The following is a 23836-nucleotide window of genomic DNA, read 5'->3' on the forward strand; positions in this document are numbered from 1 at the left end:
TTCACGCATGGCGTGGATCTACGGGTGGGTGCCGACGGCTGGTCGGCACGCTCCTGCTCAGCCCAGCACCGCCAGCACGCCCTGATGAATCGCCAGGCCACCGAACAGCAGCCAGGCGAACAGGATCAGCGCTAGCAGCAGCGGCCTCAGGCCCGCCTGGCGCAGCGCCGAGACGTGGGTGGTCAGGCCCAGCGCGGCCATCGCCATCGCCAGCAGCACGGTATCCAGCTGCACCAGCCCGGCCTGCAGGCCGGCCGGCAGCAGGTGCAGCGAGTTGAACCCGGCCACCGCCACGAAACCGAACGCAAACCACGGCACCACGATGCGTGCCTTGCTGCCGTCGGCGCTGGCCTCGCCGCCACGCGCCAGCCACAGCGACAGGGCGACCAGGAACGGTGCCAGCAGCATCACCCTCACCATCTTGGTGATCACGGCAGTATCAGCCGCAGCTTCGTTGACCGCACGGCCGGCCGCCACCACCTGTGCCACTTCATGCACCGTCGCACCGGTGAACAGGCCGTACTGCCGCGCGTCCATCGCCAGCCAGCCGTGCGACTGCACCAGCGCATACAGCGCCGGGTACAGGAACATCGCCAGCGTGCCGAACACCACCACCGTAGAGACCGCCACCGTGACCTGCGCCGCACGGCCACGCACTACCGGTTCGGCGGCCATCACTGCCGCTGCACCGCAGATTGCGCTGCCGGCGCCGATCAACATCGCCGCCTCGCGTTCCATCTTGAACACGCGCACGCCCAGCCAGCAGGCCAGGCCGAAGGTGCTGGCCACTACCAGCACGTCCATCAGCACGCCACTGACGCCGACGTGGCCGATGTCCTGGAAGGTCAGGCGCAGGCCGTACAGCACGATGCCGGCACGCAGCAGCCAGTGCTTGGAAAAGCCCACGCCCGCCGCGCTGCTCGGTGCCAGCCGCGGGTAGAAGGTGTTGCCGACCACGATGCCGGCCACGATGGCCACGGTCAGCGCGCTCAAGCCGTGTGCCTGCAGCCAGGGCAGCTCGGCCAGGTACAGCGACGCCGCCGCGACCAGGCCGACCAGCAGCAGGCCGGGCAGGCGCGGCAGCCAGCGTTGGCGCAGAGCGGGCAGGGACCAGGGGGAGAGAGCGGGGGCGTTCATGGCAACGGCAGGTCTGGAATGGCCAGGCAAGCGTGCGCCTGCATGGCTGACCTGTAAAACGAATAATATGGGTGAAATCTACCTATCAAGCGGGTAAATGACATGCGCCTGACCTTGCGCCAGCTTCAGGTCTTCGTCGCCATCGCCGATCACGGCAGCACCACCGCCGCTGGCCAAGCCATCGCGCTATCGCAGTCGGCCAGCAGTGCTGCGCTGCAGGAACTGGAGGCACACTTCGGTACCCCGTTGTTCGACCGCATCGGCCGCCGCTTGGCCCTGAACGGCCACGGCCGCGCGCTGCTGGAGCCGGCCCGCACGCTGCTGGTCAACGCCGCCGACCTGGAGCGGCAGCTGGCCGCCGGCGGCGATCCGGGGCAGGGCGCGCCGCTGCGGCTGGTGCTGGCCGCCAGTACCACCATCGGCAACTACCTGTTGCCGCCGCGCATCGCCGAGCTGCTGCGACAGGCGCCGCAGGCCGAGGTTGATCTGCGCATCGACAACAGTGCTGGCGTGGTCGCCGCCGTGCAGCGCCTGGACGTCGACGCCGGCTTGATCGAAGGCCCGTGCCACGAGCGTGGCCTCCAGGTCACGGCCTGGCAGCAGGACCCGCTGGTGATCGTCGCCGCCGCCGACGCCCCCGCATGCTGGACGCTGGACGAACTGCGCCGTGCACGCTGGCTGCTGCGCGAGCCCGGCTCGGGTACCCGCGAAGCGGTGGAGCAGGCGTTGTTGCCGCACCTGCGCGGCTTCGCCCAGACCCTGCAGCTGGGCAATACCGAGGCGATCAAGCAGGCCGCCATCGCCGGCCTCGGCCTGGCCTGCCTTTCCCGCCACGCGCTGGAAGAGCCGCTGGCCCTGGGCCGCCTGCGCGTGCTGGAGACCCCGCTGCCGCCCCTGCAGCGCACCCTGTGGTTGGTACGGCATCCCGGCAAGCAGTGGCTGCCGGGGTTGCAGGCGTTGCTGGGGGACGTGGAGTAGCAGGGATCGGTCTTGCACTGCGCGAATTCCACGAAGGGGTCAGAGCCCGTTGCGCAGCAACGGGATCCGACCCCGACAGATCGACAGGCCTTGCAGCGCTCATCCACGCGTGGCCTGGATCTGCCGTGTCGACCAAGGTCGACACCCACCCGCGCAGAATGCCGTTCCGACAGATCGCGGGAAACTGTCAGAGGCGGGGCGGTGTGGGTCTGCAGGACCGTTGGCGCCATGGATGGCGCCATCGAGCCCCCAAGGAGGGGTTTACGGCGTGTCCTGCAGACCCGCACCGCCCCGGCATCCCACAGGAAACCAGCTTTTGACGTTGCCGTTGACGTTGCCGGCCAGCGGCCGGCACTACCGCGGGTGCCGGGTGCAACCCGGCCGACGCCCCCAACCCGTACAATATCCGGATGCCTCTGATTACTCTGCAGAACGTCGACTTCAGCGTCGGCGGCCCGTTGTTGCTGGAAAAAGCCGAACTGTCGATCGAGCCGGGCGAACGCATCGCCCTGATCGGCCGCAACGGCGCCGGCAAATCCACCCTGCTCAAGCTGCTGTCCGGCGACCACAAGCCCGATGACGGCGAAGTCCGCGTGCAGCAGGGCGTGCGCGTCACCCGCCTGGAGCAGGAAGTGCCGCACGGCGCCGCCGGCTCGGTGTTCGACGTCGTCGCCGATGGCCTCGGCGAGCTGGGCCAGTGGCTGGCCGAATTCCACCACCTCAGCCATGCCGAAGTCTTCGATGGCGAAGCCCTCGGCAACGTGCAGGCCAAGATCGATGCCGCCAACGGCTGGGGCCTGGACCAGCGCGTCAGCGAAACCCTGACCAAGCTCGACCTGGATGGCGAGGCCGAGTTCGGCCGCCTGTCCGGCGGCATGAAGCGCCGCGTGCTGCTCGCCCGCGCGCTGGTGTCCAGCCCCGATGTGCTGCTGCTGGACGAACCGACCAACCACCTGGACATCGAGGCCATCGACTGGCTCGAAGCGTTCCTGAAGGGCTGGAGCGGCAGCGTGGTGTTCGTCACCCATGACCGTCGATTCCTGCGTGCCCTGGCCACCCGCATCGTCGAGATCGACCGCGGCCAGGTCACCAGCTGGCCAGGCGACTGGGCCAACTACGAGCGCCGCCGCGAGGAACGCCTCAATGCGCAGGCGCAGGAAAACGCCCGCTTCGACAAGCTGCTGGCGCAGGAAGAAGTCTGGATCCGGCAGGGCATCAAGGCCCGTCGCACCCGCGACGAGGGCCGCGTGCGCCGCCTGAAGGCGATGCGCGTGGAGCGTTCGCAGCGCCGTGATCTCAGCGGCAACGTCAAGATGGAAGCCGCGCAGGGCATCAGCTCCGGCAAGAAGGTCATCGACGTCAAGGACATTTCGTTCGCCTTCGGCGAGCGCACCATGGTCCGCGATTTCACCACGACCATTCTGCGCGGCGACCGCATCGGCCTGATCGGCCCCAACGGCAGCGGCAAGACCACGCTGTTGAAGCTCCTGCTGGGCGAGCTGCAGCCGGCCAAGGGCGAAGTCAATGCCGGCACCAACCTGCAGATCGCGTATTTCGACCAGTACCGCGCGGTGCTCCGCGAAGACTGGAGCGCGATCGAGAACGTCGCCGAAGGCCGCGATTTCCTCGAGTTCAACGGCAAGCGCAAGCACGTGCATGCCTACCTGCAGGACTTCATGTTCACCCCGGAACGTGCGCGTGCGCCGATTACCCGCCTGTCCGGTGGCGAGCGCAACCGCCTGCTGCTGGCCAAGCTGTTCGCGCAGCCGTCCAACCTGCTGGTGATGGACGAACCGACCAACGACCTGGACGTGGAAACCCTGGAGCTGCTGGAAGAGCTGCTGGGCGAATACACCGGCACCCTGCTGCTGGTCAGCCACGACCGTGACTTCATCGACAACGTGGTCACCTCCACGCTGGTGATGGAGGGCGATGGCGTGATCGGCGAGTACGTGGGCGGTTACAGCGACTGGCAGCGTTATGCGGCCAGCATCGCAGCGCCTGCCGCGGCCCCTGCGGCCAAGCCGGCGGCCGCTGCGCCGGCCACCCCGGCTACCGCAGCTCCGGCCGCACCCAAGCGCAAGCTGGCCTACAAGGAAGCGCGCGAACTGGAGCAGCTGCCGAAGACCATCGAGAAGCTGGAAGGCGATGTCGAAGGCCTGACCTCGGCGATGAACGACCCGTCGTTCTACACCCGCAGCAGTGCTGAAGTGACGGCGCACACCCAGCAGCTGGCCAAGGTGCAGGCCGAACTGGATGCCGCTTACGCGCGCTGGGAAGAGCTGGAAGGCTGAGCGTTGACCGGCGCCAGCGATCGCGCCGATTGATGTAGAGCCGAGCCCACGCTCGGCTCAGCAGATCCACGCCATGCGTGGATATCCGGAATCTGTGCGGACCAACGGTCCGCACCTACCAACCGACGGTCCGCACCGACCGGGGGGCCGGCCGTCATTTGACCCCGTGCAGATCCCGCAGCTGGCTCGGCCGGCTGCCGAAATACGCCGCCAGATCGGCGATGTCCTGATCGCTGAGGTCCTTCGCCTGCGGCGTCATCAGCGCATGCTGGCGGTCACCGGCGCGGTAGGCCTGCAGTGCATGCGCCAGGTAGTCGCCGTACTGCCCACCCAGCTTCGGGTAGGTCGGATCGATCGGCGCATTGCCATCGGCCCCGTGGCAGTCGATGCAGCTCTGGTTGGTGGCCTTGCCCTTCACCTTGGCGCGGGCTTCACCGGCGGCCTCGCGGCCTGCGGGCAGGCCGGCCGAAGACGAAGAGCCGTGTTCGCCGCTGGCGTGGCCCGGGTCGGCGGCAGATTTCTCGCTGTTTTCCACCTGCGACTGCGAACAGGCGGCCAGCAGCAGGGCAACGGACAGGGCGATGGCATGACGCATCGGATGCGCGGCTTTCGACATGGGCGGGCCTTACTTGACGGTGGACAGGTAAACAGAGAGATCGGCGATCTCCTGTTCGCTGAAGCTCATCGACTGCGCCTGCATCGTCGGATGCCGGCGCTTGCCCTGGCGGTACTCGGCCAGGGCCTGGGCCAGGTACTGCTGGGTCTGGCCGCCGATCTTCGGCACCCGGTAGCTGGGGTAGGCGTTCTTGTAGCCAGTGATGCCGTGGCAGCCCTGGCAGGTGTAGGCCAGCACGCGGCCATTGTCGAAGTTGCCGGTGGGCGCGGCAGGCGCCGGCGCGGCGGCGGGAGCCGGGGCCGGGGCAGGTGTGGCGGGAGCAGAAGCAGGAGCGGGCTGTGCGGCGGCCCCAAGGGGCAGGAGGACGGCCAGAGCGAGACAAGCGGCGAGCGGCTGCGGGCGCATGGTGTCGTTTCCGGGGATTCGGGTCTGGTCGTTCCGGCGTGGGGTACGGAACGACCCGAGTATAGCCTCAGGTTTCATCTAGCTGAAATGGGGTCGGTCCGACCGGTGGCGTGAAGGCACCATGACCTTTGGGATATGGTGTGGCCGTGAAGTGGTGCATTACTTTGCTACCACACCTGTCCACGCATCCTCCAGGGACCTGACGATGTCGCACCCAACCTTCCCGTCCGGCCGTCGCAGCGGAATCTGCGCTGCCGCACTGCTGATCTCCACCTCCCTGCTGCTGGGCGGTTGCGCCGCAGGGCCCAATTCCGAAGCCAAGGCCGCCGACACCAAGGAGGAGAAGAAGGTCGATGCGGTCCCGGTCGAAGTGGCCGTGGCCAGCCATCGCGCGGTCGCGGCCAGTTACACAGGCACCGCCGCGCTGGAACCACGCGCCGAGTCGCAGGTGGTGGCCAAGACCTCCGGTGTGGCGCTGGCGGTGCTGGTCGAGGAAGGCCAGCGGGTCACCGCCGGCCAGCCGCTGGTGCGCCTGGACCCGGACCGCGCACGCTTGGCCGTAGCCCAGAGCGAAGCGCAGATGCGCAAGCTGGAGAACAACTACCAGCGCGCGCAGAAGCTGGTCGGCCAGCAGATGGTCAGTGCGGCCGATGTCGACCAGCTGCGTTTCGACCTGGAGAACGTCCGCGCGCAGTACCGCCTGGCCACGCTGGAACTGTCCTATACCACGGTGGTGGCGCCGATCTCCGGCGTGATCGCCTCGCGCTCGATCAAGACGGGCAACTTCGTCCAGATCAACACGCCGATCTTCCGCATCGTCGACAACTCGCGCCTGGAAGCCACCCTCAACGTGCCCGAACGCGAGCTGGCCACGCTGCGTGCCGGTCAGCCGGTAACCCTGGCCGCCGACGCGTTGCCGGGCCAGAGCTTCACCGGCACCGTCGACCGCATCGCGCCGGTGGTGGATTCGGGCAGCGGCACGTTTCGCGTGGTCAGCGCCTTCGATGGCGCTGACCACGCGTTGCAGCCCGGCATGTTCGGGCGCATCCGCATCGATTACGACCAGCGTGCCGATGCGCTGGTGGTGCCGCGCCTGGCGCTGCTCGACGACGGTGACCCGGCGGTGTTCCGGGTGCGCGAAGGCAAGGTCGCACGCGTTCCGGTCAAGCTGGGTTACGCCGAGGGCCCGTGGGTGGAGATCCGTGATGGCCTGGCGGCCGGTGATCAGGTGGTCACCGCCGGCAAGGTCGCGCTGCGCGACGGTACCGCAGTGCAGGTGATCGCCGATCCGAAGGCAAAGGCGAAGACGGTCGCAGCGGCAGCCAAGCCGGCAGACAAGGCCGGGAGCAAGCAATGACCGCCCAGGGCCACGACCACGGTGCCTCGCCGGAGAGCGACGGTGCCGCCGCCGGCATGCGCGGCGGCCTGGTGGAGTTCGCTACCCGCCGCCGCGTGACCATTGCCATGTGCACGGTCACCCTGCTGCTGTTCGGGCTGATCGCGCTGGGCAACCTCAAGGTCAACCTGCTGCCCGACCTGAGCTACCCGACGCTGACCGTGCGCACCGAGTACACCGGTGCGGCGCCGACTGAAATCGAAACCCTGATCACCCAGCCGGTCGAAGAAGCGGTGGGCGTGGTCAAGAACCTGCGCAAGCTGAAGTCGGTCTCGCGCACCGGCCAGAGCGATGTGGTGCTGGAGTTCGCCTGGGGCACCAACATGGACCAGGCCAGCCTGGAGGTGCGCGACAAGATGGAAGCGCTGAACCTGCCGCTGGAGGCCAAGGCCCCGGTACTGCTGCGGTTCAATCCATCCACCGAGCCGATCATGCGCCTGGTGCTGTCGAGCAAGGACGCGCCAGCCACCGATGCCGATGCGATCCGCGAGCTGACCGGCCTGCGCCGCTATGCCGATGAAGACCTGAAGAAGAAGCTGGAGCCGGTCACCGGCGTGGCAGCGGTCAAGGTCGGTGGCGGCCTCGAGGACGAGATCCAGGTCGACATCGACCAGCAGAAGCTGGCCCAGCTGAACCTGCCGATCGACACCGTCATCAAGCGCCTGAAGGACGAGAACATCAACATCTCCGGTGGCCGCCTGGAGGAGGGCTCGCAGCGCTTCCTGGTGCGTACCGTCAACCAGTTCGCCGACCTGGAGGAAATCCGCAACCTGCTGGTCACCACCCAGGGCTCGAACGGCAGCGCGGCCGACTCGGCGTTGCAGCAGATGTTCAACATCGCCGCGTCGACCGGGTCGGCGGCGGCCATCGCGGCGGCGTCGGCGGCACAGAGCGCATCGTCCGGTAGTGGCTCCAGCGTGGTCGCCAACGGCGTGCCGGTGCGCCTGAAGGACGTGGCCACCGTGCGCCAGGGCTACAAGGAGCGTGAAGCGGTGATCCGCCTGGGCGGCAAGGAATCGGTGGAACTGGCGATCTACAAGGAAGGCGACGCCAATACCGTGTCCACCGCCGAAGCGCTGCGCAAGCGCCTGGAGCAGATCAAGGGCACGTTCCCGTCCGATGTCGAGATGACCACCATCGAGGACCAGTCGCGCTTCATCGAGCACGCCATCGCCGACGTCAAGAAGGATGCGGTGATCGGTGGCCTGCTGGCGATACTGATCATCTTCCTGTTCCTGCGCGATGGCTGGAGCACCTTCGTGATCAGCCTGTCGTTGCCGGTCTCGATCATCGCCACGTTCTTCTTCATGGGCCAGCTCGGCCTCAGCTTGAACGTGATGTCGCTGGGCGGTTTGGCATTGGCTACCGGCCTGGTGGTGGACGACTCGATCGTGGTGCTGGAGAGCATCGCCAAGGCGCGTGAGCGTGGCCTGGGTATCCTGCAGGCGGCCATCGTCGGTACCCGCGAAGTGAGCATGGCGGTGGTCGCCTCGACCCTGACCACCATCGCGGTGTTCCTGCCGCTGGTGTTCGTCGATGGCATCGCCGGCCAGCTGTTCCGCGACCAGGCACTGACCGTGGCGATCGCCATTGCGATCTCGCTGCTGGTGTCGATGACCCTGATCCCGATGCTGAGCTCGCTGAAGGGACGGCCGCCGCTGGCGTTCCCGGAAGAGGCACCGAACGAACCGTGGCAGCCGCAGAACCGTTGGCAGAAGCCGGTGGCGCTGGGTCGCCGTGGTGCCGTGGCGACCGCGCGCTGGAGCTTCTATGCACTGGCCTGGCTGGTCGTGCGGGCGTGGCGTGGCGTGGTGGCCGTGGTTGGCCCGGTGATGCGCAAGGCCAGCGATCTGGCGATGAAGCCCTATGCCGGTGCCGAGCGCGGCTACCTGCGCCTGCTGCCGAGCGCGCTGGCCCATCCGGGCAAGGTGCTGGGCGTGGCCACGATCATCTTCGTGGCGACCATAGCGCTGGTGCCGATGCTTGGTGCCGACCTGATCCCGCAGCTGGCGCAGGACCGTTTCGAAATGACGGTGAAGCTGCCGGCCGGCACGCCGCTGAAGCAGACCGATGCGCTGGTGCGCGAGCTGCAGCTGGCCCACGGCAACGGCGAGGGCGTGGCCTCGCTGTATGGCGTCAGCGGCAGCGGCACCCGCCTGGATGCCAGCCCGACCGAGAGCGGCGAGAACATCGGCAAGCTGACCGTGGTGATGGAAGGCGGCGGCAACGCGCGTACCGAGGCGGAGATCACCGAGCGCCTGCGTGACACCATGGGCCAGCATCCAGGCGCACAGGTCGACTTCGCGCGGCCGGCGTTGTTCAGCTTCTCCACGCCGCTGGAAATCGAGCTGCGCGGGCAGGACATGGCGACACTGGAAGTGGCTGGCCAGCGCCTGGCGGCGATGCTGCGTGGCAATGCGCACTACGCTGACGTGAAGTCGACGGTGGAAGAGGGCTTCCCGGAAATCCAGATCCGCTTCGACCAGGAGCGTGCCGGTGCGCTGGGCCTGACCACCCGCCAGATCGCCGATGTGGTGGTGAAGAAGGTGCGCGGCGACGTGGCGACCCGCTACAGCTTCCGCGACCGCAAGATCGACGTGCTGGTGCGTGCACAGGAAGGTGATCGTGCCAGCGTGGAAAGCATCCGCCGCCTGATCGTCAATCCCGGCAGTACCCGTCCGGTGACGCTGGACGCGGTTGCCGACGTGGTTGCCACCACTGGCCCCAGCGAGATCCATCGTGCCGACCAGACCCGCGTTGCGGTGGTCTCGGCCAACCTGCGCGACATCGATCTGGGTGCGGCCATGCGTGAAGTGCAGCAGATGGTCGCCGAGCAACCGCTGGGCGCGGGTGTCGGCCTGCACATCGGTGGCCAGGGTGAGGAGCTGGCGCAGGCGGCGAAGTCGCTGATCTTCGCCTTCGGCCTGGCCATCTTCCTGGTCTACCTGGTGATGGCCTCGCAGTTCGAATCGCTCCTGCACCCGTTCGTGATCCTGTTCACCATTCCGCTGGCGCTGGTCGGTGCCATCCTGGCGCTGGCACTGACCGGCAAGCCCATCTCGGTGGTGGTGTTCATCGGCCTGATCCTGCTGGTCGGGCTGGTCACCAAGAACGCGATCATCCTGATCGACAAGGTCAACCAGCTGCGCGAGGCCGGCGTGGCCAAGCACGAGGCCCTGGTGGAAGGGGCGCGCTCGCGCCTGCGGCCGATCATCATGACCACCCTGTGCACGCTGTTCGGCTTCCTGCCGCTGGCGGTGGCGATGGGCGAGGGCGCTGAAGTGCGTGCACCGATGGCGATCACCGTGATCGGTGGCCTGCTGGTGTCAACCCTGCTCACCCTGCTGGTGATCCCGGTGGTATACGACCTGATGGATCGGCGCGGTGACGCCTACTACCGCGAGCGTGGCCGCAAGCACGCCGGCGAGATCGAGCCGGGTGCAGCAGGCAGCGCGGCGGGTGCGGAGGAACCGGCATGAGTGTTGCCGAGTTCTCCATCCGCCGTCCGGTCACCACCATCATGTGTTTCGTGTCACTGGTGGTGATCGGCCTGATCGCCTCGTTCCGGCTGCCGCTGGAAGCGCTGCCGGACATCTCCGCGCCGTTCCTGTTCGTGCAGATTCCGTACACCGGTTCAACCCCGGAGGAAGTGGAGCGGACCATCATCCGCCCGGTGGAGGAATCGCTGGCGACGATGACCGGCATCAAGCGGATGCGCTCGTCGGCGACCTCCGAGGCGGCGCTGATCTTCATCGAGTTCAGCGACTGGGACCGGGACATCGCCATCGCCGCGTCCGATGCACGCGAGCGCATCGATGCGATCCGCAGCGACCTGCCCGATGACCTGCAGCGCTACAACGTGTTCAAGTGGTCCAGCAGCGACCAGCCGGTGCTGAAGGTGCGCCTGGCCAGCACCACCGACCTGACCACCGCTTACGACATGCTCGACCGCGAGTTCAAGCGGCGCATCGAGCGCATCCCCGGCGTGGCCCGCGTCGACATCACCGGCGCGCCGCCGAACGAGGTGGAGATCGCCATCGATCCGAACCGGCTCAACGCGCATGGGCTGAGCATCAACGAGCTGAGCGAGCGCCTGCGCACGCTGAACTTCTCGATCTCGGCCGGGCAGATCGACGACAACGGCCAGCGCGTGCGCGTGCAGCCGGTGGGCGAGATCACCGACCTGCAGGAAATGCGCGACCTGGTGATCAACGCCAAGGGCCTGCGCCTGGGCGACATCGCCGACGTGCGCCTGAAGCCGGCGCGGATGAACTACGGGCGCCGCCTGGACGGCAACCCGGCCGTCGGCCTGGACATCTTCAAGGAGCGCAGCGCCAACCTGGTGGAAGTCTCGCGCGCGGCGCTGGCCGAGGTCGAATCGATCCGTGCCGAAGCATCGATGCGCGACGTGCAGATCAAGGTGATCGACAACCAGGGCAAGGCGGTGACCTCCTCGCTGCTGGAACTGGCCGAGGCCGGTGCGGTCGGCCTGATCCTGTCGGTGACGGTGCTGTTCTTCTTCCTGCGCCATTGGCCGTCCACGCTGATGGTGACCCTGGCCATTCCGATCTGCTTCACCATCACCCTGGGTTTCATGTACTTCGTCGGGGTGACGCTGAACATCCTGACCATGATGGGCCTGCTGTTGGCGGTGGGCATGCTGGTCGACAACGCCGTGGTGGTGGTGGAGAGCATCTACCAGGAGCGCGAGCGCATGCCGGGACAGCCGCGCCTGGCCTCGATCATCGGCACCCGCAACGTGGCCATCGCGCTCAGCGCCGGCACGCTGTGCCACTGCATCGTGTTCGTGCCGAACCTGTTCGGCGAGACCAACAACATCAGCATCTTCATGGCGCAGATCGCGATCACCATCTCGGTCTCGCTGCTGGCCTCGTGGCTGGTCGCGGTCAGCCTGATCCCGATGCTGTCCGCGCGCATGGCCACGCCCAAGCTGGTGCACTCGCAGACCGGCCTGATCGCGCGGCTGCAGCGCCGCTACGCCAGACTGCTGGACTGGTCGCTGCACCATCGCGGTTGGAGCCTGCTCGGCATCGTGCTGGTGGTGCTGGTCAGCCTGGTGCCGATGAAGCTGACCAAGGTCGACATGTTCGGCGGTGATGGCGGCAAGGACATCTTCATCGGCTACATGTGGAAGGGCGCCTATACCTATCGGCAGATGTCCGAGGAGGTGGCGCGCGTGGAGAACTGGATCGACGCCAACCGCGAGCGCCTGCACGTCAAGCAGGTGTACTCCTGGTACAGCGAGCAGGAAGGCAGCTCGACGGTGGTCACCCTGGACGAGAAGTACGCCAAGGACATCAAGGCGCTGCAGGAAGAGCTGCGCAAGGGCCTGCCGAAGTCGGCGCGCACCGACTACTTCGTCGGCAACCAGGGCGGTGATGGCGGCGGTGGCGGCAACCAGGGCGTGCAGGTGCAGCTGGTCGGCGACTCCAGTTCGATGCTGCAGGAGATCGGCCAGGAAGTGGTGCCGCTGCTGGCCCAGCGTGCCGAGCTGCGCGATGTGCGCATCGACAATGGTGAGAAGGGCGGCGAGCTGAAGGTGCGCGTTGACCGCGAGCGTGCTGCGGCGTTCGGTTTCAATGCCGAGCAGGTGGCCAGCTTCGTCGGCCTGGCCCTGCGTGGTGCACCGATGCGCGAGTTCCGCCGTGGTGACAACGAAGTGCCGGTGTGGGTGCGTTTCGCGGGTGCCGAGCAGAGCAGCCCGGAAGACCTGGCCGGTTTCAGCGTGCGCACCGGCGACGGCCGCAGCGTGCCACTGCTGAGCCTGGTCACCGTTGACGTCGGTTCGTCGGCCACCCAGATCGGCCGCACCAACCGCCAGACCACGCTGACCATCAAGGCCAACCTGGCCGAGAAGGTCACCGCGCCGGATGGCCGCAAGGCGATGGAGTCGGTGCTCAAGCCGATGAATTTCCCGGCCGGCTATGGCTTCACCTTCGATGGCGGCGACTACGGCAACGATGACGAAGCCATGCAGCAGATGGTGTTCAACCTGCTGATCGCGCTGGTGATGATCTACGTGGTGATGGCAGCGGTGTTCGAGTCGCTGCTGTTCCCGGCGGCGATCATGAGCGGCGTGCTGTTCTCGATCTTCGGCGTGTTCTGGCTGTTCTGGATCACCGGCACCTCGTTCGGGATCATGTCCTTCATCGGCATCCTTGTGCTGATGGGGGTGGTGGTGAACAACGGCATCGTGATGATCGAGCACATCAACAACCTGCGGCGCAGCGGCATGGGCCGTACCCAGGCGCTGGTGGAGGGCTCACGCGAGCGATTGCGCCCGATCATGATGACGATGGGCACGGCGATCCTGGCGATGGTGCCGATCTCGCTGACCAACACGCAGATGTTCGGCAATGGTCCGGAGTACGCGCCGATGGCGCGCGCGATTGCCGGCGGGCTTGCGTTCTCCACCGTGGTCAGCCTGCTGTTCCTGCCGACCATCTATGCAGTGCTGGATGACCTGCGCAGTGCGGTGACGCGGCTGATCCGCCGTGCCCGAGGTGTGGAGAGGGTAGAGCCGGGCGCTGCCCGGCCGTAATGCGCGACAACGTGTTGTGGTGTGGGGGAGGCCGGTCGTAGTGGGGCGGCCTCCCCCTTTTTTTGGCTCGCCGCGTCTGTTTGTCTCTGTAGAACCGAAGGCAGCGGCAGGAGCCGCTGCCAACGTCGCTTGCGACGGCCCGGAGGGTGTCGGCCAGGACGGCCGGCATAGCCATGCTCGGCTGCTGTTCGCCGCGTCGCCGCGTCGCCCGAGCGTGGGCTCGGGCGCTACAGATTCTGTGGCCGGTTGAGGGGTTTACCCCGCCACCTTGCCCCACACCTTGAACGTGGTCAGCCACAGGCCGAGCATGCTGCCGATGTTGGTCAGCATGAACGTCAGCACCACGCGCGTGACCCGATTGCGGTACCAGCCTTTCAGGCTCTGCGCGTCGTCGCGCAGCTTGAGGAAGTCTTCGTACGCCGGCTTGCGCAGGCGCGCTTCCACCAGCGCCGAGAATGCGCCGGTCGGGATGCTCAGGCGGAACGGCTTGAACGGGGCCACCGCGATGGCGGTGAGGATGCTCAGCGGGTGACCGCCTGCCAGCAGGCAGCCCAGGCCCGCCAAGCCGCCGGTATACATCGCCCAGGTCGCCAGCAGTTCGGTGCCCACGCCCAGACCACCGCGGTAGAAGCCCACGCCGATGCCGGTCGCCACGATGGCCAGAATGCCGAGCGTGAACCACGGAATGTTGCGCTTCTTCGGCACCGCCTCCAGCTCGGCGCGCAGCGGTGCCGGTGCCTCGGTGTCGGTTTCCAGGTGGCGTGCCAGGCCTGCAAGGTGACCTGCACCCACAACCGCCAGCACTTCGCGCTGCTGCGGGTCGTGTTCCTCGCGCAGGCGCGTGGCCATGTAGCGGTCGCGCTCGCCGATGATGGTCTCGTACAGTGCCGGGCTCTCGCTGGCGAACTCGCCGAAGCTCGATTCCAGCATGTCGCCCTGCTTGAGCTTCTCGATCTCGTTCTCGCCCACTTCTTCCGACGAGAACAGGCCCGCGCCCAGCCCGGCAACCAGCTTCAGCTTGCCGAACAAGCCCAGCCGTTGCGACGCACGACGGAAGGTCAGGCCGACCTCGCGGTCGATCAGGTGCACCGGCAGGTTGCGCTCGCGCGCCAGGTCCACCGCGCGCTTCAGCTCGGCACCGGGCTCGATGTCGAGCTGTTCGGCCAGGCGGCGCTGGTAGGCGGACAGGGCCAGGTTGGCGGCGAACAGGGCGACGCGGCCCTTGCGGATCACCTCGACCAGGTCGAGCTTGGCCAGCGTATCCGGGTCGCTCAGCGCCTGCAGGCGCTGCGGGTCCAGTTCAACGGCAACGGCATCGAAGCGGCCGCTGTCGATGGCTTTCTCCACTGCTTCGACGCTGGCGCGCGAAACGTGGGCGGTGCCCAGCAGGGTGTAGCGCACGCCGTCGCGTTCGACGACGCGCACCGGCTGGCCGGCGAACAGATCGTCGCCGGTCTCGGGAAGGGTTTCGGTCATGGGTTCATTCATTGAAAGGTGCGGTTTCGGCGCCATCGCCGAGCGCGCGCTGCATCTGCACGGTGTCCAGCCAGCGGCCATGCTTGCGGCCGAGGCCACGGAACACGCCCACCAGCTCGAAGCCGAAGCGTTCGTGCAGCTTGATCGAGGCGGTGTTGGTCGGTTCGCCGATCACGGCCACCATCTGCCGGTAGCCACGCGCCACGCAGGCATCGATCAGGGCCTGCAGCAGGCTGGTGCCGACGCCCTTGCCCTGGAACGCGGCATTGACGTAGACCGAGTTCTCCACGGTCCACTGGTAGGCAATGCGGGTGCGGTAGGTGTTGGCGTAGGCGTAGCCGGCCACCTGGCCGTCGATTTCGGCGACCAGGTAGGGAAAGCCGCGATCAACAATGTCGCGCATGCGGCGCAGCATCTCGGTCGCGTCCGGAATGTCGTACTCGTAGGTGTTGACGAAGTCGGTCACTTCCACCGCATAGATCGCGGTGATCGCGGCGATGTCGGCCGGGCCGACATCACGGATGAGGACGGCCATGCGCGGCTCCGGCTCAGTCGATGTAGCGCTTGAGCAGGTCACCGTACGCGTCGATGCGACGGTCGCGCAGGAACGGCCAGATGCGGCGCACGTGCTCGCTGCGCTGCAGGTCGACATCGCATAGCAGCACGGTGGCGTCGGTGCCGGCTTCGGCCAGGAACTCACCCTGCGGGCCGAGCACGTGGCTGTTGCCCCAGAACTGGATGCCCGACGCGCCCAGCGGCGAAGCCTCGTGGCCGACGCGGTTGCAGCTCAGCACCGGCAGGCCGTTGGCCACGGCGTGGCCGCGGTGGCTCAGCACCCAGGCGTCGCGCTGGCGGGTCTTCTCGTCCTGCACGTCGTCCGGGTCCCAGCCGATCGCGGTCGGGTAGAGCAGCAGTTCGGCACCGGCCAGCGCCATCAGGCGTGCCGCTTCCGGGTACCACTGGTCCCAGCACACCAGCACGCCAAGGCGGCCCACCGAGGTGTCGATCGGCTTGAAGCCGATGTCGCCCGGGGTGAAGTAGAACTTCTCGTAGAAGCCCGGGTCGTCCGGGATATGCATCTTGCGGTACTTGCCCAGCAACGTGCCGTCCTTCTCGAAGACGACGGCGGTGTTGTGGTACAGGCCGGCAGCGCGGCGCTCGAACAGCGAGCCCACCAGCACCACGCCATGCTTCTTCGCCAGCGCGCCCAGGCGCTCGGTGCTCGGGCCCGGAATCGGTTCGGCCAGGTCGAACTCATCGACCGATTCGTGCTGGCAGAAATACGGACCGTTGTGCAGTTCCTGCAGCAGCACCAGCTTGGCACCCTGCGCAGCCGCCTCGGCCACGCGTGCTTCGATCACCGCCAGGTTGGCGGCGGCATCACCGTGGTTGCGCTCCTGGACCAGGGCGACGGTAAGGGGGCTGCGCGAGTTCATGCGGGGCGTTCCTGCGGGAGAAAACCTGCATGTTAGCGCGGATGGGCGGCCGCAGCGTGTTGCGCGCTGAATGGCGACCGCACACGGTAGCGCCGGGCCATGCCCGGCGGATTTTCAGGTCGTCGCTGCGCTCGCCGGGCTTGGCCCGGCGCTACCGGTCCGGCTTATGCCTTCAACAGCCCTTCCGGCAGCTGCATGGTGATGCAGTGCAGGCTGCCGTTCTGCCAGATCAGCGAGCGGCAGGGCACCTGCACGATCTCGCGGCCCGGATGGGCCTGGGCCAGCACGTCGCGGGCCAGGTCATCAGCCGGATCGCCGTAGGCCGGCATCAGCACCGCGCCGTTGATGATCAGGTAATTGGCGTACGACGCCGCCAGGCGGCGGCCTTCGTCGATCACCGGCTGTGCCCACGGCAGCGGGAACAGGCGGTACGGCTTCCCATCCTTGGTACGCAGCGCGGCCAGTTCGTTGCCCATCGCCTGCAGTTCGGCGTAGTGCGAGTCGCTCGCGTCGTCGCAGGCCTGGTAGACGATGCTGTCAGGCGAGGCGAAACGGGCCAGGGTGTCGATGTGGGCGTCGGTGTCGTCGCCTTCCAGGTAGCCGTGGTCCAGCCACAGCACGCGGTCCTGCTGCAGCCAGTTGGCCAGGTCGGCGCTCAGGCTTGCCCGGTCGCGGTCCGGGTGGCGCTCGTGCAGGCACTTCCAGGTGGTCAGCAGGGTCCCTTCGCCGTCGGTCTCGATGCCGCCGCCTTCCAGCGCGAACGGAATGCTGCGCACCGGCGCGTCGTTGAACACGCCGGCCTGGTCCAGCACGCCCACCAGCTGGTCATCCAGGGTGGCGTCGAACTTGCCGCCCCAGCCGGTGAAGCGGAAATCCAGCAGCTGGAAACCGCCGTCGGCACGGCGCAGGGTGATCGGGCCGGAGTCACGCAGCCAGGTATCGTCGTAGGCCGCCGTGGTGAAGTGGACCTTGTCCATGTCGATGCGGTTGGAGCGCAGCCGCATCTCGGCGTAGGTCTCCACATCGTCGTCGGCCACGCAGATCAGCACCGGCTGGAAGCGGGTGATGGCCGCGACCAGGGCAATGTAGGTCTCTTCCACCTGGCCCAGGCGGTCAGCCCAGTCGGTATCGGCGGTGGGCCAGGCAATCAGGACGCCGCTCTGGGCTTCCCACTCGGCAGGAAAACGAAGGGTCTGGTTCATGGTCTCGCTACACAGGCCCGCCCACGGCGGGTAAGGGGATCAGCGGATCGGCGGTTTCGGGCCGATTTCGTTCGGGTCCGCCTGGTTGGCCACCACGTCGATCACCTTCTGCTTCTCGAAGTAGACGGTGAACTGCGGGTACACCCAGCGGTTGATGGTCGGCCATTGCCGCTTCTGCCCACCGCGTGGCTGCAGCTGTTCGCTCGGCGCGCCGAACTGCGCCTGTACCTGCTGCATGCTCTGGCCGCGCACGGGCAGGGCACCGGCCGGCTTCTCGCGGGCGCGGTCGACAAGCAGGGTATCGGCCAGCGCCGGCGTGGCGGCGGCCAGGGTGGCCATTACGGCCAGGGCGGACAGGTAACGCTTCATCTCGATCTACTCCCCAGTGGTCAAGAAAGGCGATTACAGCAAAAACGGCAGGAAAAAGCCGCATAAACAAAAAACCGCCCGAAGGCGGTTTCTTGCATCGGGTCGGCCCCGCGTAGGGCCAGCCGCAGCCGGAAGGCTGTGAGGCTTAGCGCTGACGCGCCTTGAAACGCGGGTTCGACTTGCAGATGACGAAGATCTTGCCGCGACGACGGACGACCTTGCAGTCGCGGTGACGGGCCTTCGCCGACTTCAGGGAGGACAGGACTTTCATGGCATACCTCGGCGTAAACAGTAGTTGTTCGGGTGGAGCGTGGCCGCGATATGCGAAAGACAATCGGCAGTTGACGCTCGTTCAAGCCCGCCATTCTACCGGGCTTTTCCTCGTGGTTTCAAGTGGTTGCACAAAAGACCCCGCTGGGGGCGTCTGGCAGGGGCTAGAATGACCCCTTCACACGCTCTGGGACCCCCATGAATCCACTCGCTCCCGTCCTGACCATCGACGGCCCATCCGGGGCCGGCAAGGGTACCATCAGCCGCATCATCGCGCGCCGCATGGGCTGGCATTACCTGGATTCGGGTGCGCTGTACCGGGCGGTGGGCGTGGCCGCAAGCTGGGCCGACATCGACACCTCCGACGCCTCGGCGCTGGTGCGCTGCACCTTCGATACCCATGTTCAGTTTGTCGAGCAGGGCGATGCCATGCGGGTCATGGTCAACGGCACCGATGCCACCGACGAGCTGCGCCTGGAGACCACCGGCGCCCTGGCCTCTGCCATCGCCGCCATCCCCGAGGTCCGGGCCGCCCTGAAGGAGCGGCAGCGCGCATTCAGGGAGCTGCCGGGCCTGGTCGCCGACGGCCGCGACATGGGCACGGTGATCTTCCCGGATGCCCCCCACAAGGTCTTCCTGACCGCCAGCGCCGAGGAGCGCGCCGAGCGCCGGCATAAGCAGTTGAAAGACAAGGGGGTTTCTGTTAACTTTGATGACCTCCTGCGCGAGATCATGGCCCGCGACGCCCGTGATGCCCAGCGTACCGTGGCGCCCCTGAAGCCGGCAGACGATGCTGTCCTCATCGACACCACAGGCATCGGCATCGATGATGTCGTTGCCCGAGTGATGGATCTGCTTCCGGTTCCGGCTGCCTGATCCGTTCGCGCGGGAGCACTGCCAGCCGCATCGGCAGTGGTCGCGCAAAGCAGTGCTGTACCCGCTCCGTCGCGCACTGATGCGTGGCGGTTTTCCTACTACACACGACCTGCGTTTCCGGGGTCGACCAACAGGCGGGCGGTCGCCATTCCCCTGAAGGGGACGCCACCGACCCATGTGTCCAACAGAGTAAATCTAATGACCGAATCATTTGCCGAACTGTTTGAAGCCAGCCAGGCCAACCTGGCCAAGCTGAAGCCGGGCGCCATCGTCAGCGGTACCGTTGTTGAAGTCCGCGGCGACGTCGTGGTGATCAACGCTGGCCTGAAGTCCGAAGGCATCGTGCCGATCGAACAGTTCCGTAACGACGCTGGCGAAATCGACGTCGCCGAAGGCGACATCGTCAAGGTCGCCCTCGACTCGATCGAGAACGGCTTCGGCGAAACCGTCCTGTCGCGCGAGAAGGCCAAGCGCGCGATGGTGTGGGACGAGCTGGAAGAAGCGTTGGAAAAGAACGAAACCATCACCGGCCGCATCAGCGGCAAGGTCAAGGGTGGTTTCACCGTGGACATCAAGGATGTCCGCGCCTTCCTGCCGGGTTCCCTGGTCGATGTGCGCCCGGTGCGCGATCCGGCCTACCTGGAAGGCAAGGAGCTCGAGTTCAAGCTCATCAAGCTGGACCGCAAGCGTAACAACGTCGTGGTCTCGCGCCGCGCTGTCGTCGAAAGCGAGCACTCGGAAGAGCGCGAGCAGCTGATGGACAAGCTGCAGGAAGGCGCGATCCTGAAGGGTGTCGTCAAGAACCTGACCGATTACGGCGCGTTCGTGGACCTGGGCGGTATCGACGGCCTGCTGCACATCACCGACATGGCGTGGAAGCGCGTGCGTCACCCGTCGGAAGTCGTGAACGTCGGCGACGAGCTGGACGTCCGCGTGCTGAAGTTCGACCGCGAGCGCAACCGCGTTTCGCTGGGCCTGAAGCAGCTGGGCGAGGATCCGTGGGACAACATCGGCCGTCGTTACCCGGCCAACAGCCGCGTCTTCGGCAAGGTCTCCAACGTCACCGATTACGGTGCGTTCGTTGAGATCGAGCCGGGCGTCGAAGGCCTGGTGCACGTCTCGGAGATGGATTGGACCAACAAGAACGTCAACCCGTCCAAGGTTGTGCAGGTTGGTGATGAAGTCGAAGTGATGGTGCTGGACGTCGATGAAGAGCGTCGCCGCATCTCGCTGGGCATGAAGCAGGTTGCCGCCAACCCGTGGGAAACCTTCGCTGCCACCCACAAGAAGGGTGACAAGGTGTCGGGCCAGATCAAGTCGATCACCGACTTCGGCATCTTCATCGGCCTGGACGGCGGCATCGACGGCCTGGTCCACCTGTCCGACATCAGCTGGAACACCACCGGCGAAGACGTCGTTCGCAACTTCAAGAAGGGCGATACCCTGGACGCCGTCGTCCTGGCTGTCGATCCGGAGCGCGAGCGCATCTCCCTGGGCGTGAAGCAGCTGGAGCAGGATCCGTTCGGCCAGTACATGGCTGCCAATCCGAAGGGCTCCAAGGTCGAAGGCGTGGTGAAGGAAGTCGACGCCAAGGGCGCGATCATCGAGCTGGCTGACGGCATCGAAGGTTACGTCTCGGCCCGCGACATCGCCAACGAGCGCGTTGACGACGCCACCCAGCACCTGAAGGTCGGCGACAAGGTCGAAGCCAAGTTCGTGGGCATGGACCGCAAGGGCCGTACCCTGCAGCTGTCGATCAAGGCCAAGGACGACGCGGAAATGCGCGAAGTGCTGGAGGAATACCAGTCCTCTTCGGCTTCCAGCGGCACCACCCAGCTGGGTGCACTGCTGCGTGCACAGCTGAACGGCAACAAGTCCGAGTAATCGGCCTTAGGCTGTTCGTTGTTTCCTGGACGGCCCGGGCCTTGCCCGGGCCGTTTCAGGCTGAGATACCCCTGATGTGAGCCGGTAATGACCAAATCCGAACTGATCGAAATCCTTGCGCGCCGCCAGGCGCACCTGAAGGCCGATGATGTCGATCTGGCGGTGAAGTCGTTGCTGGAAATGATGGGCGGATCGCTGTCCGCCGGGGATCGCATCGAAATTCGTGGTTTTGGCAGCTTCTCGCTGCACTATCGGCCGCCGCGCCTGGGTCGCAACCCGAAGACCGGCGAGTCGGTTGCCCTGCCGGGCAAGCACGTCCCACATTTCAAGCCGGGCAAGGAACTGCGCGAGCGTGTCAGCAGTGTGCTGCCGCTGGACGCCGATCCGGCCTGAGCCTCCCGTCGCGCCACCGCGTGCGAATCCAGCCGCGAGTCGGATAAGCTACGGACTCCTGCCACTGGAGCTGTCGCATGAAGGTTTTTCGTCTGCTGGTCCTGCTGGCGGTACTCATTGTTGGGTTGATCATCGGTGCCATGAACATGGACGAGATGACCATCAACCTGCTGTTCACCCAGCTCAAGACCTCGGTCGGCGTGGCCATCATTGCCGCGTTGCTGATCGGCGTCATCGTTGGTGCTGGCCTGGTGCTGGTGAGCGTGGTCATTCCGCTCTACAGCCAGCTGCGCCGCGCCAACAAGTCCGCTGCCGCCACGCCGGCACCGGTTGCCTCCCCTCAATCTTTTGATGGACGCTGATCGAAGATGGATTTCGTCACCGAGTGGTTCTGGTTCTTCCTGTTCGTTCCGCTGGCCGCACTGGCCGGGTGGGTGATCGGACGGCGTGGTGGTCAACGCCACGGTGACAACCAGGTCAGCCGCCTGTCCAGCACCTACTTCCGTGGCCTGAACTACCTGCTCAACGAGCAGCCGGACAAGGCCATCGAGCTGTTCCTGCACATCGCCGAGCTGGACAAGGAAACCTTCGAGACCCAGGTCGCGCTGGGCCACCTGTTCCGCCGCCGCGGCGAAGTCGATCGCGCCATCCGCCTGCACCAGGGCCTGGTCAACCGACACGACCTCAGCGATGCGCAACGCGTGCAGGCGCTGCTGGCGCTGGGCGAGGACTACATGAAGTCCGGCCTGCTGGACCGTGCCGAGACCGTGTTCACCGAACTGGCGCAGCTGGACCAGCGTGCCCCGCAGGCACTCAAGCACCTGATCGGCATCTACCAGGCCGAGCGTGACTGGGAAAAGGCGATCGACAACGCGACCCGTTTCGAGGACGTCACCGGCGAGCCGATGGGCAAGCTGATCGGGCAGTTCGAGTGCGAACTGGCCGAACGCTTCCGCGGTGCCGGCAAGCTGGAAGAGGCGAGGGCGGCGATCGCCCGGGCCTACCAGGCCGATGCGATGTCGGTGCGTGCCGGCATCATCGAAGGGCGCCTGGAAACCGACGCGGGCAATCCGGAAGCGGCCGTACGCGCGTTCGAGCGTGCTGCGCGCAATGATCCGGAGTACCTGCCGGAGCTGCTGCCGGCGCTGATGCAGAACTACCGCAAGGTGGGTGATCTGGCAGGCGCGCGCGCTTTCCTGTCGGAGATGACCGAGCATTACCGTGGCATTGCCCCGGTGCTGGCGCTGACCCGCCTGATGGAAGAGCAGGAGGGCGTGGCCCCGGCCCGTGCCTACCTGGGCCGCCAGCTCAAGGACCGCCCGTCGGTGCGTGGCGAGTCCGCGCTGATCGACCTGACCCTTGCTGAAGGCGCTGATTCCACGGCGACCCTGCACGACCTCAAGCACATCACCGACCAGTTGCTGGTACGCAACCCGGCCTATCGCTGCACCCGCTGTGGTTTCGGGGCGCGCACCCATCACTGGCAGTGCCCGAGCTGCAAGGAGTGGGGTACGGTCAAGCCGCTGTTGAATTACGCGGTGCTCTGATCCATGCCGTGGCTCGTGATGGGCGCGCTGCTGGGCCTGGCCCTGCTGAGTGCGGCACTGACCTGGGCGGCGCGGGGCTATGCGCTGCGCCGGCAACTGTTTGACCAGCCGGGCGAGCGCCGCAGTCACAGCGTAGCGACCCCTCGAGGTGGCGGCATCGCCATCGTCATCAGCCTGCTGGTGACCGCCGGTGTTGCCATGTGGGCCTGGCCCGCAGCGCTTCCGAGCCTGCTCGTGGCCGCCCTTGGCCTGGCGCTGGTGGCGGGTATCGGCTGGTGGGATGACCATCGGCCGCTTCCGGCCATGCGCCGCCTGATGGTGCATTTCATCGCCGCCGCGCTGCTGGCCGCGCTGGTCAGGGTGCATGGTGGCAGCTGGCTGCTGGCCGTGTTGGTCCTGCTGTTCACTGCCTCTCTGATCAACATCTGGAATTTCATGGATGGGATCAACGGCATCGCGGCCAGCCAGGCCGTTGTGGTGGCCCTGGGGCTGGCGCCGTTGCTGCCCTGGCCGTACTCGCTGGCGGCCATCGCGTTGGGCCTGGTGTGCCTGGGCTTCCTGCCGTTCAACTTCCCACGGGCCCGGATCTTCATGGGCGATGTCGGAAGTGGCGCGCTGGGTTATGCGGTTGCGGCGGTGCTGGCAATGGCCAGTGTCAAGACCGACATCAACTGGATACTGCTGCTTGTGTCGGCATCGCCGTTCCTTGTGGACGCGGGCTTCACACTGCTGGCGCGCATCATTTCAGGACAACGCTGGATGGAACCCCATACCCAGCATGTCTACCAGCGCGCGGTGCAGGCAGGAGCCAGTCACGCCCGGGTAACAGGGATGTACTTTGCTTTAGGCCTGTTCAGTATTACAGTGCTTAATGTCTGCTCCAACTTGCAGCCGAGGTGGGAGGCTGCCGTGGCGATCGCGTGGTTCATTGCGCTGAGCGTCCTCTGGCTCCTCCTGCGCAATGGATTGCGCCACCGAAAAGGAAATACCTGACT

Annotated in this window: 20 protein-coding genes; 11 read left to right on the forward strand and 9 right to left on the reverse strand. The window is 66.5% G+C overall.

Annotation, left to right across the window (positions count from 1 at the left end):
• Positions 1-57: 57 nt before the first annotated feature.
• Positions 58-1137: a YeiH family protein gene (locus AC5P8C_RS12590; protein WP_019661286.1), complete on the reverse strand. Its 1080-nt coding sequence runs from the start codon at positions 1135-1137 to the stop codon at positions 58-60.
• A 102-nt stretch (positions 1138-1239) separates the two neighbouring features.
• On the opposite strand from AC5P8C_RS12590, the gene AC5P8C_RS12595 reads away from it, so the two are divergent.
• Complete coding sequence (locus AC5P8C_RS12595; RefSeq protein ID WP_019661287.1) at positions 1240-2115, forward strand: LysR family transcriptional regulator; 876 nt, start codon at positions 1240-1242, stop codon at positions 2113-2115.
• Positions 2116-2525: 410 nt separating this feature from the next.
• A complete protein-coding gene (locus AC5P8C_RS12600) occupies positions 2526-4409 on the forward strand; it encodes an ATP-binding cassette domain-containing protein (protein ID WP_019661288.1) in 1884 nt (627 codons plus the stop codon).
• A 154-nt stretch (positions 4410-4563) separates the two neighbouring features.
• On the opposite strand, the gene AC5P8C_RS12605 is transcribed toward AC5P8C_RS12600, so the two are convergent.
• Positions 4564-5025, reverse strand: coding sequence for a c-type cytochrome (locus tag AC5P8C_RS12605; RefSeq protein WP_005416218.1), 462 nt, complete (start codon positions 5023-5025; stop codon positions 4564-4566).
• Between the two features lie 9 nt (positions 5026-5034).
• On the reverse strand, positions 5035-5430 hold the full coding sequence (locus tag AC5P8C_RS12610) for a c-type cytochrome (protein WP_019661290.1): 396 nt from the start codon (positions 5428-5430) through the stop codon (positions 5035-5037).
• Between the two features lie 205 nt (positions 5431-5635).
• Here AC5P8C_RS12610 and AC5P8C_RS12615 point away from each other — a divergent pair, with 205 nt between their 5' ends.
• Genes AC5P8C_RS12615 through AC5P8C_RS12625 form a run of 3 tightly spaced genes read left to right on the forward strand, consistent with a single transcriptional unit; the run spans position 5636 to position 13388 of the window.
• Positions 5636-6787: an efflux RND transporter periplasmic adaptor subunit gene (locus tag AC5P8C_RS12615; RefSeq protein WP_495218869.1), complete on the forward strand. Its 1152-nt coding sequence runs from the start codon at positions 5636-5638 to the stop codon at positions 6785-6787.
• Positions 6788-6843: 56 nt separating this feature from the next.
• Complete coding sequence (locus AC5P8C_RS12620) at positions 6844-10305, forward strand: efflux RND transporter permease subunit (protein WP_154081354.1); 3462 nt, start codon at positions 6844-6846, stop codon at positions 10303-10305.
• Positions 10302-13388 carry an efflux RND transporter permease subunit gene (locus tag AC5P8C_RS12625; protein ID WP_019661293.1) on the forward strand — a complete coding sequence of 1029 codons (3087 nt, stop codon included), beginning with the start codon at positions 10302-10304 and terminating at the stop codon, positions 13386-13388. Before AC5P8C_RS12620 ends, AC5P8C_RS12625 begins: the two co-directional genes overlap by 4 nt.
• Before the next feature lie 255 nt (positions 13389-13643).
• Here the strand turns inward: AC5P8C_RS12625 and AC5P8C_RS12630 are convergent, their stop codons facing one another.
• The 6 genes from AC5P8C_RS12630 to ykgO form a co-directional block, all read right to left on the reverse strand.
• Positions 13644-14864 carry a TraB/GumN family protein gene (locus AC5P8C_RS12630; protein ID WP_019661294.1) on the reverse strand — a complete coding sequence of 407 codons (1221 nt, stop codon included), beginning with the start codon at positions 14862-14864 and terminating at the stop codon, positions 13644-13646.
• A 4-nt stretch (positions 14865-14868) separates the two neighbouring features.
• Positions 14869-15399, reverse strand: a complete 531-nt coding sequence (locus tag AC5P8C_RS12635) for a GNAT family N-acetyltransferase (protein ID WP_019661295.1) — start codon at positions 15397-15399, stop codon at positions 14869-14871.
• 13 nt (positions 15400-15412) lie between these two features.
• Entirely contained in the window at positions 15413-16300 is an 888-nt protein-coding gene (locus AC5P8C_RS12640) for a carbon-nitrogen hydrolase (RefSeq protein ID WP_164146922.1), read from the reverse strand.
• 164 nt (positions 16301-16464) lie between these two features.
• Positions 16465-17502 carry an agmatine deiminase family protein gene (locus AC5P8C_RS12645; RefSeq protein WP_019661297.1) on the reverse strand — a complete coding sequence of 346 codons (1038 nt, stop codon included), beginning with the start codon at positions 17500-17502 and terminating at the stop codon, positions 16465-16467.
• Positions 17503-17541: 39 nt separating this feature from the next.
• Positions 17542-17841 carry a hypothetical protein gene (locus AC5P8C_RS12650; protein WP_227837998.1) on the reverse strand — a complete coding sequence of 100 codons (300 nt, stop codon included), beginning with the start codon at positions 17839-17841 and terminating at the stop codon, positions 17542-17544.
• A 175-nt stretch (positions 17842-18016) separates the two neighbouring features.
• Entirely contained in the window at positions 18017-18142 is a 126-nt protein-coding gene (ykgO, locus tag AC5P8C_RS12655; protein WP_005409283.1) for a type B 50S ribosomal protein L36, read from the reverse strand.
• Positions 18143-18339: 197 nt separating this feature from the next.
• On the opposite strand from ykgO, the gene cmk reads away from it, so the two are divergent.
• The 6 genes from cmk (at position 18340) to AC5P8C_RS12685 (ending at position 23834) form a co-directional block, all read left to right on the forward strand.
• Positions 18340-19017, forward strand: a complete 678-nt coding sequence (gene cmk / locus AC5P8C_RS12660; RefSeq protein WP_019661298.1) for a (d)CMP kinase — start codon at positions 18340-18342, stop codon at positions 19015-19017.
• 198 nt (positions 19018-19215) lie between these two features.
• Positions 19216-20901, forward strand: a complete 1686-nt coding sequence (rpsA, locus tag AC5P8C_RS12665) for a 30S ribosomal protein S1 (protein ID WP_005416230.1) — start codon at positions 19216-19218, stop codon at positions 20899-20901.
• A gap of 87 nt (positions 20902-20988) precedes the next feature.
• Complete coding sequence (locus AC5P8C_RS12670) at positions 20989-21294, forward strand: integration host factor subunit beta (RefSeq protein ID WP_005409286.1); 306 nt, start codon at positions 20989-20991, stop codon at positions 21292-21294.
• Positions 21295-21371: 77 nt separating this feature from the next.
• Entirely contained in the window at positions 21372-21656 is a 285-nt protein-coding gene (locus tag AC5P8C_RS12675) for a LapA family protein (RefSeq protein ID WP_019661299.1), read from the forward strand.
• A gap of 6 nt (positions 21657-21662) precedes the next feature.
• Positions 21663-22841: a lipopolysaccharide assembly protein LapB gene (gene lapB, locus AC5P8C_RS12680; protein ID WP_019661300.1), complete on the forward strand. Its 1179-nt coding sequence runs from the start codon at positions 21663-21665 to the stop codon at positions 22839-22841.
• A 3-nt stretch (positions 22842-22844) separates the two neighbouring features.
• Positions 22845-23834 (forward strand): MraY family glycosyltransferase, encoded by a 990-nt coding sequence (locus tag AC5P8C_RS12685; RefSeq protein ID WP_019661301.1) that lies wholly within the window; start codon positions 22845-22847, stop codon positions 23832-23834.
• Positions 23835-23836 lie beyond the last annotated feature (2 nt).

It is taken from the genome of Stenotrophomonas sp. YJH_SMC_46 (assembly GCF_059370315.1).

Bases quoted from the DNA above. Each gene is read 5' to 3' on its own strand.
- AC5P8C_RS12605 (WP_005416218.1), bottom strand. From the start codon at position 5,025: ATGTCGAAAGCCGCGCATCCGATGCGTCATGCCATCGCCCTGTCCGTT.
- AC5P8C_RS12635 (WP_019661295.1), bottom strand. From the start codon at position 15,399: ATGGCCGTCCTCATCCGTGATGTCGGCCCGGCCGACATCGCCGCGATC.
- AC5P8C_RS12615 (WP_495218869.1), top strand. From the start codon at position 5,636: ATGTCGCACCCAACCTTCCCGTCCGGCCGTCGCAGCGGAATCTGCGCT.
- AC5P8C_RS12640 (WP_164146922.1), bottom strand. From the start codon at position 16,300: ATGAACTCGCGCAGCCCCCTTACCGTCGCCCTGGTCCAGGAGCGCAAC.
- AC5P8C_RS12610 (WP_019661290.1), bottom strand. From the start codon at position 5,430: ATGCGCCCGCAGCCGCTCGCCGCTTGTCTCGCTCTGGCCGTCCTCCTG.
- AC5P8C_RS12675 (WP_019661299.1), top strand. From the start codon at position 21,372: ATGAAGGTTTTTCGTCTGCTGGTCCTGCTGGCGGTACTCATTGTTGGG.
- AC5P8C_RS12600 (WP_019661288.1), top strand. From the start codon at position 2,526: ATGCCTCTGATTACTCTGCAGAACGTCGACTTCAGCGTCGGCGGCCCG.
- AC5P8C_RS12685 (WP_019661301.1), top strand. From the start codon at position 22,845: ATGCCGTGGCTCGTGATGGGCGCGCTGCTGGGCCTGGCCCTGCTGAGT.
- AC5P8C_RS12595 (WP_019661287.1), top strand. From the start codon at position 1,240: ATGCGCCTGACCTTGCGCCAGCTTCAGGTCTTCGTCGCCATCGCCGAT.
- cmk (WP_019661298.1), top strand. From the start codon at position 18,340: ATGAATCCACTCGCTCCCGTCCTGACCATCGACGGCCCATCCGGGGCC.
- AC5P8C_RS12620 (WP_154081354.1), top strand. From the start codon at position 6,844: ATGCGCGGCGGCCTGGTGGAGTTCGCTACCCGCCGCCGCGTGACCATT.
- AC5P8C_RS12625 (WP_019661293.1), top strand. From the start codon at position 10,302: ATGAGTGTTGCCGAGTTCTCCATCCGCCGTCCGGTCACCACCATCATG.
- rpsA (WP_005416230.1), top strand. From the start codon at position 19,216: ATGACCGAATCATTTGCCGAACTGTTTGAAGCCAGCCAGGCCAACCTG.
- lapB (WP_019661300.1), top strand. From the start codon at position 21,663: ATGGATTTCGTCACCGAGTGGTTCTGGTTCTTCCTGTTCGTTCCGCTG.
- AC5P8C_RS12670 (WP_005409286.1), top strand. From the start codon at position 20,989: ATGACCAAATCCGAACTGATCGAAATCCTTGCGCGCCGCCAGGCGCAC.
- ykgO (WP_005409283.1), bottom strand. From the start codon at position 18,142: ATGAAAGTCCTGTCCTCCCTGAAGTCGGCGAAGGCCCGTCACCGCGAC.
- AC5P8C_RS12645 (WP_019661297.1), bottom strand. From the start codon at position 17,502: ATGAACCAGACCCTTCGTTTTCCTGCCGAGTGGGAAGCCCAGAGCGGC.
- AC5P8C_RS12650 (WP_227837998.1), bottom strand. From the start codon at position 17,841: ATGGCCACCCTGGCCGCCGCCACGCCGGCGCTGGCCGATACCCTGCTT.
- AC5P8C_RS12590 (WP_019661286.1), bottom strand. From the start codon at position 1,137: ATGAACGCCCCCGCTCTCTCCCCCTGGTCCCTGCCCGCTCTGCGCCAA.
- AC5P8C_RS12630 (WP_019661294.1), bottom strand. From the start codon at position 14,864: ATGACCGAAACCCTTCCCGAGACCGGCGACGATCTGTTCGCCGGCCAG.